This is a genomic window from Rhodopseudomonas sp. WA056, from assembly GCF_010906995.1.
Taxonomy (GTDB): Bacteria; Pseudomonadota; Alphaproteobacteria; order Rhizobiales; family Xanthobacteraceae; genus Rhodopseudomonas; species Rhodopseudomonas palustris_G.
Window position 1 is genome coordinate 1 of the sequence record NZ_QPFS01000197.1, and the last position, 4837, is coordinate 4837.

Here is a 4837-nt window from a genome sequence, read left to right on the forward strand (position 1 = left end):
GTCCACGCCTGCGCCGTCCAAGCCCGCGACGGACGCGGCCGAGACCCAGGCCGCGAAGCCGGCGCCGCCCGCAGCGCCGCAGCCCGTCGCACCTCAGCCCGCAGCGCCGCAGCCGGCGCCTGTGGCATCATCCGTGGCGCCAGCGCCGCCGCCATCGGCAGCCGGTCCGGCGGCGACGCCGTCTCCCGCCGGACCGCCGGCCAGCCAAAGTCCGCTTGCGGCCGCGCCCGCCGGACCTGCCGTCGCAGCCGCGGCCCCGCGCGTCACAGCCCCGCAGACCGCCCCTGCCGCAACCGGTCCTGCTCCGGCGGAGCCCGCCGCCGCTGCGAAGCCTGCGGTGCCGAACCTGGCGCGGCCGGTCGAGGTGCGGATGCACAATGACGGCCTGCATCTGTCCTTCGCGTTCGCAGCTCCGACGCCGGCGGCGCTGTTCCGTCGCGGCGAGGTGCTGTGGCTGGTGCTCGACAACACCGCGCCGTTCGACCTTTCGGCGATCCGCCGCGAGGGCAGCTCGGTGGTTGCCGATGCCAGCCGGGTGCCGCTCGCCGACGGCCAGGCGATCCGGATTCGGCTCGGTCGCCCGCAGATCGCGACGTTGAGTGACGAAGACGGCTCCGGCAAAAGCTGGATGGTGATCCTTGCCGATGCCGGTCGTGCGGCCTCGCAGCCTTTGTCCGCGGTGCGCAACATTGCCGATCCTGCCCGCGCCAGCGTCTCGGTGGCGCTGCCGGCGCTGGGCCGGGTGCAGCGGCTTCCCGATCCCGATGCCGGCGACACGCTGACGGTGGTGACGGCGCTGCCGCCGCCGCGCGGCTTCATCAAGCGGCAGAACTTCGTCGAGTTCAATCTGCTGGAGTCGATCCACGGCGTCGTAATCGAGCTGAAATCCGACGACGTCGCTGTCGAGACCACCTCCGATGCGGTGGTGCTGACCCGGCCCGGTGGACTGACGCTGTCGTCTGCGGCGGAGCCCAGCGGCGATGTCTCCGTTCAGCGGCCGTTCTTCGATATTCGGCAATGGACCAAGGATCAGGCCGGCGACTTCAAGGAGTCGCTCGACGAGCGCCTCAATGCCGCATCGACCGCGAGCGGCGACGACAAGCTGCCGGCCCGGCTGGATCTGGCCCGGTTCTACATGGCGCGCGGCCTGTATCCGGAAGCCAAGGGCGTGCTCGATCTGGCGCTGTCGACCAGCAAGCCGGGGCAGGAAGATGCCGCGGCGATGCTGGGACACGCCGCGGCCAGCGCGCTGATGGGGCGATCGGAACAGACCCTCAAGGACATCGCCAATCCGGCGATCGCCTCGACCTACGACGCGCAGATGTGGCGGGGGGTGGCGCTGGCGCGGCAGGGCAAATGGGCCGAAGCCCGCGAAAAGCTGAAGAGCGTGCAGTTCGCCATCACGGCACTGCCGCTCGACATCCAGCGCGCCGTGCTGGCCGCCGCGATGCGCGCCTCGCTCGAGGTTCGGGACTACTCCGGCGCAGCAAAGCTGAGTTCGGATTTCGATCTGGTCGGACTGTCGCCGGAGATCACGCCGCAGGTCACGGTGATGCGCGGCTGGCTCGACGAGGCGCTCGGCCGCGAGCCGGACGCGCTGAAGAAGTACAAGGAGGCGATGGCCTCGCCCGATCGGCAGGCTGCCGCCGAGGCGTGGTTTCGCGACATCGTGCTGCGGCTGAAGCGCGACGAACTGACGCCCGCCGAGGCGCTGCCCGACCTCGAGCGGCTGTCGGTGAACTGGCGGGGCGACCAGCTCGAGGTGAACACTCAGCAGTTGCTGTCGAAGATGTACGCCGACGCCGGGCGCTATCAGGACTCGCTGCAGGCGGCGCGGGTCGCGACCCAGCTCGCGCCGAACTCGGAAGCGGCCCGCAAGGCCCAGGACGATTCCCGCGCGCTGTTCTCGCAGCTCTTCCTCGGCAGCAAGGGCGACGACCTGCCGCCGATCGAGGCGCTGGCGATGTTCTACGAGTATCGTGAGCTGACGCCGATCGGCCGGCGCGGCGACGAGATGATCCGCCGGCTCGCCGAGCGGCTGGTCGCTGTCGATCTGCTCGATCAGGCCAGCGAGCTGCTGCAGTATCAGGTCGACAAGCGGCTCGAAGGCGCGGCGCGGGCGCAGGTCGCCGCCAAGCTGGCGATGATCTATCTGATGAACCGCAAGCCGGACCGCGCGATCGGCGCACTGCATTCGTCGCGGATCGCCGACCTCGCCGGCGAATTGCGCCAGCAGCGGCTGCTGCTGGAGGCGCGGGCGCAGAGCGACATCGGCCGCCACGATCTGGCGCTGGACATCATCAGCAACATCGTCGGCCGCGAAGCGCTGCGGCTGCGCTCGGACATCTATTGGGCGGCGCGGCGCTGGCGCGAAGCCTCCGAGCAGATCGAGCTGTATCTGGGCGATCGCTGGAAGGATTTCACGCCGCTGTCGTCGGGCGAGAAGAGCGATGTGGTCCGAGCCGTGGTCGGCTACGCACTCGCCGAAGACGCCCTCGGGCTCGATCGCTTCCGCGAGAAATTCGCGCCGCTGATGACCGACCCGGCCGATCGCGCCGCGTTCGACATTGCCAGCCAGCCGAGCGCCGGCGACAGTGCGGCGTTCGCCGCAATCGCCAAGATGGCGGCCAGCGTCGATACGCTGGAGGGCTTCCTGCGCGAAATGAAGCAGCGCTTCCCCGATGCCTCGGCCCGCCTCACACCGCCCGGCGCCGACCTCACCTCGACCGGCACGCTGCCCCAGGTACCGCCTCAGGTACCGCCGAAGATCCGCACCATCCAGGCGACGCGGTAGAGGCGACACGCTGGACGCGAACGATCCGCGCCTCGCACTGCCTCTCGTTCGTCGTTCCGGGTTCGCCCGCCTGCGTGCGCCCCGGAATGACCCGTGGAGAGGGGCATCCGCAGCTTCGATGTCGGCGGACTACCCGCCGCCCGTGTAGCTCTGCACCAGCGAGCCTGCGACCAGCGACCAGCCGTCGACCAGGACGAAGAAGATCAGCTTGAACGGCAGCGACACCACCACCGGCGGCAGCATCATCATGCCCATCGACATCAGGATCGAGGCAACCACCAGGTCGATGATCAGGAAGGGGAGGAACAGCAGGAAGCCGATCTCGAACGCGCGCTTCAGCTCCGAGATCAGGAACGCCGGCATCAGGATGCGCAGCGACAGATCCTCCGGCGTCGCCGGCGGCGGTTCGCCGGACAGGTCGAGAAACAGCTTCAGATCCTTCTCGCGAACGTTTTTCTGCATGAACACCCGCATCGGCCCGGATGCGCGCACCAGCGCGTCGTCGACCCCAATCTCGTTGGCGATCAGCGGCTTGATGCCGTCGTCATAGGCTTTCTGCAGCGTCGGTCCCATCACGAAAGCGGTCAGGAACAGCGCCAGCGCGATGATCACCGCGTTCGGCGGTGCGGTCGCGGTACCGAGCGCGGTGCGCAGCAACGACAGCACCACCACGATCCGGGTGAACGACGTCATCATGATCAGGATCGACGGTGCGATCGACAGCACGGTGAGCAGCGCGATCAACTGGATCGCGCGCTCGGTGACGCCGGGGCCGCCCTGGCCGCCGAGATTGATGCTGATGTCCTGCGCCTGCGCAGGCGCAATCATCGCGAGAGCCGCGACGATCCAGACCGATAGGATGATGAAAACTCTACGCGGGGTGGTCGAGGCGCTCACGAAGGCGACTTCGGTCGGCCGAGCAGGGCCGCCATCTCGTCTTCGAGGCTTTCGAAACCGGTCTTGCCGCCAGCCGGTTCGGCCGCGGCCGGCGCTTCTTCGGCCGGTTCGGCAGCGCGCGGGGCCGGTGTGGTCGGCCGCGGCGGTTCGGGAGCGACCGGCGGCGCGGGCTCTGCCGGCGCCGTTGGCGGTCGGCGGAGCGCGGCTTCCAGCCGGTTGGCCATCTCCGCCAGATTCTGGTCGGCGGTGGACAGCGCTGCGACTGCGGGGGCCGCGGCTGCTGGAGCCGCGGTCGCAACCGGAGCGGCCGACGGAGCAGGCGGCGGCGGAGGAGGAGGCGGAGGAGGTGCCGGACGTTCTGCGCGCGGCGCGGGGGCCGGTTTCGGTTCGGGCCGCGGCGGGCGCGGCATCGCCGGCTCGGCGCGCGGACGCGGCGCCGGCTCCATCCGCGGTTCCGGGCGGGGCTCCGGACGCGGCGGCTCAGGCCGCAGGATCGGCGGGTCGGCCCGCATGATCGGCGGCTCGGCGCGCATCACAGGCGGCTCGGCGCGCATGACGGGCGGCTCGGCGCGCATGACGGGCGGTTCGGCGCGGAGGATCGGCGGCTCGGCGCGCTGCAGTGGAGGCAGCGGCGGCTCCGGGCGGGCGAGCGGCTCGGGCACCAGACCTGCGAACGGATCGCTCGGTCGCCGTTCCGGCATCGCCGGTGGCGCAGGACGCGGTGCGGGACGCGGCGGCATCGGCGGCAATTCCGGCTCTGCGGGCTCGGCGGCACCCTCGGCCTCCCATTGGCCCAGGTCGGACGGCGTCATCCGCGGTTCGACGCCGCCGCGGGTCGGCAGCGGATCCCGGGCCGGGGTGGCGCGAACGATGTTCGGCTCGATGACGATGTCGCTGGGCCCGCCGATCATCAGCAGGTGCTCGACATTGTCGCGGCGGACCAGCACCAGCCGCCGGCGGCCGTCGACGGCTGCGGCGTCGATCACCGCCAGCCTCGGCATCCGGCCGCGGCTGGCATTGGTGCCGAGCCGGTTGCCGGCGAAGCGGCGCACCAGCCACGCGGCCGCGCCGATCAGCGCCAGAACCGCCAGAAATGCGAGAAAGAACATCAATGGCTGCGATGACATGCTGTATCCCGGGCAAACA

The 4837-nt window shown here is 70.6% G+C and carries 3 protein-coding genes; 1 reads left to right on the forward strand and 2 read right to left on the reverse strand.

The features are described from left to right. A partial coding sequence (locus DU475_RS22985; protein ID WP_164633434.1) for a tetratricopeptide repeat protein occupies positions 1-2794 on the forward strand: 2794 nt, incomplete at its 5' end. Positions 2795-2923: 129 nt separating this feature from the next. On the opposite strand, the gene fliP is transcribed toward DU475_RS22985, so the two are convergent. After that, positions 2924-3691 carry a flagellar type III secretion system pore protein FliP gene (fliP, locus tag DU475_RS22990; RefSeq protein ID WP_047309232.1) on the reverse strand — a complete coding sequence of 256 codons (768 nt, stop codon included), beginning with the start codon at positions 3689-3691 and terminating at the stop codon, positions 2924-2926. Beyond that, positions 3688-4818, reverse strand: a complete 1131-nt coding sequence (locus DU475_RS22995) for a flagellar biosynthetic protein FliO (RefSeq protein ID WP_164633435.1) — start codon at positions 4816-4818, stop codon at positions 3688-3690. Before DU475_RS22995 ends, fliP begins: the two co-directional genes overlap by 4 nt. Between the last annotated feature and the right edge of the window lie 19 nt (positions 4819-4837).

Bases quoted from the DNA above. Each gene is read 5' to 3' on its own strand.
- DU475_RS22995 (WP_164633435.1), bottom strand. From the start codon at position 4,818: ATGTCATCGCAGCCATTGATGTTCTTTCTCGCATTTCTGGCGGTTCTG.